3 protein-coding genes are annotated in these 1,733 nt (G+C 68.1%); all 3 read right to left on the reverse strand.

Going from position 1 to position 1,733, the window contains the following annotated elements; translation table 11 throughout:
- Positions 1–101 precede the first annotated feature (101 nt).
- Positions 102–1,217, reverse strand: coding sequence for a hydrogenase formation protein HypD (gene hypD, locus ACT6Y9_RS10810; protein ID WP_443744533.1), 1,116 nt, complete (start codon positions 1,215–1,217; stop codon positions 102–104).
- Positions 1,214–1,477, reverse strand: coding sequence for a HypC/HybG/HupF family hydrogenase formation chaperone (locus tag ACT6Y9_RS10815; protein ID WP_443744534.1), 264 nt, complete (start codon positions 1,475–1,477; stop codon positions 1,214–1,216). Before ACT6Y9_RS10815 ends, hypD begins: the two co-directional genes overlap by 4 nt.
- Before the next feature lie 20 nt (positions 1,478–1,497).
- Positions 1,498–1,733, reverse strand: a 236-nt coding sequence (locus ACT6Y9_RS10820) for a Kae1-like domain-containing protein (protein WP_443744535.1), incomplete at its 5' end; no start/stop codon positions are given.

Raw genomic sequence — 1,733 nt, forward strand, 5'->3', positions numbered from 1 at the left:
GCGCGCTCGGCCTTGAGCGAGCGCGCCTCAGTCTTGGGTTCAGTCATGATTCTTCCTTCCTGTTCGTTGTGTTCGTTCCGCGGGCCCTTGCTGCGCCCGCCTCAGGCGTGCCGCCCGTAGCTGAAGTACGCCGCGCAGGCGCCTTCGGACGAGACCATGCAGGCGCCGATCGGGTGCGCGGGCGTGCAGGCGCGCCCGAAGAGCCGGCAGTCCTTCGGCGCCTTCTCGCCGCGCAGGATCGCGCCGCACTCGCAGGCCTTGTTGTCGGGAACCGAGCGTTCGGGCATCACGAAGCGTTTTTCGGCGTCGAATTCCGCGTACTCCGGGCGGATCTTCAGCGCGGACTTCGGCACGCGCCCGAGGCCGCGCCATTCAAAGGACTCGCGCGGCTCGAAGACCTGCGCCATGAGCGCGATCGCCTTGAGGTTCCCCTCCTTCGTCACGGCGCGGGTGAATTCGTTCTCCACCTCGGCGCGCCCGTCGTTCACCTGACGCACGAGCATCAGGATGGAGAGGAGCATGTCGAGGGGCTCGAATCCGCAGACGACGACGGGCATGCGCCACTTCTCCGAGAAGTGCAGGTAGGGGTTGGAGCCGATCACGGCCGAGACGTGCGCGGGCCCCACGAGCCCCTGGAGCTTCGGCGCGTCGGGGCGGTCGGGAGCCGTGAGGAGGATGTGCTCCATTGCGGCGGGCGTGAGGACGTGGTTGCAGAAGACCGAGAAGTTTTTGAGCCCGAGACGCTTCGCGGCGAGGATCGCCGCGGCGCTCGGAGGCGTCGTCGTCTCAAAGCCGATCGCGAAGAAGACCACTTGGCGGTCGGGGTTCTCCACGGCCGCCTTCACCGCGTCCATCGGCGAATAGATCATGCGGATGTCCGCCCCTTCGGCGCGGCACTTGAAAAAGCTCCGGCCCTTGGAGGCGGGCACGCGCATCGTGTCGGCGTAGGTGCAGAGGATCACGTCCTCATTCAGGGCGAGCGCCATCGCCATGTCGATGCGCCCGATCGGCATCACGCAGACGGGGCAGCCCGGCCCGTGGATCATGCGGACGTTTTCGGGGAGCAGGTCCGTGAGGCCCCAGCGCGAGAGCACGTGGGTGTGCCCGCCGCAGAACTCCATGAAGCGGTAGGCGCGGGCGGGATCGGCCTCCGCGCGGATGCGGTGGGCGAGCTTCTGCGCCTCGTCGCCGTTCCTGTATTCGTCCACGTACTTCACGCCTGGTCCTCCTTCGCGGCGAAGGCGTTCGCGGCGTCGGGCGCTCCGCCCGCGGCGGCGAGCACCTTGAGCGTCTCCTCGGCCTCGGCCGCGTCGATGCGGTTCAGCGCAAACCCGACGTGCACGATCACCCAGTCGCCCGGCTGCGGGTTGTCGATGAGCGAGACGTCCACCTTCTTCTCGATGCCGCCGATGAGCGCAAGGGCCTCCATGCCGTCTTCGGCGACGGACTTGATTTCAGCGGGTACTGCAAGACACATGATTCTTTTCTTCCACCCCGTCAGGCGGGGTTCTCGTTGTGAACTTCAATCGGGTCGTCCGCCGCGGGAGCCGTGCGGTCGCCCAAATATTCGTATGCCGTCCGCCCGCGCGCAAGCGCAAGCCGCGCGAGGTGGGCCTGTCCGAGCGCGAGCCCGCCGTCTCCGGGCGGCACGGCGTGGGGAATGCGGGCCGCGACGCCGCGCCGGGCGAGAACCGCGGGGATTCGCTCGGCCAGGACGCGGTTGAGCATGCAGC

The organism is Sutterella sp. (genome assembly GCF_052272535.1).
Lineage (GTDB): Bacteria > Pseudomonadota > Gammaproteobacteria > Burkholderiales > Burkholderiaceae_F > Sutterella.

What these genes read in the sequence shown, in the direction of transcription:
- ACT6Y9_RS10815 (WP_443744534.1), bottom strand. Translation starts at nt 1,477, where the DNA reads ATGTGTCTTGCAGTACCCGCTGAAATCAAGTCCGTCGCCGAAGACGGC.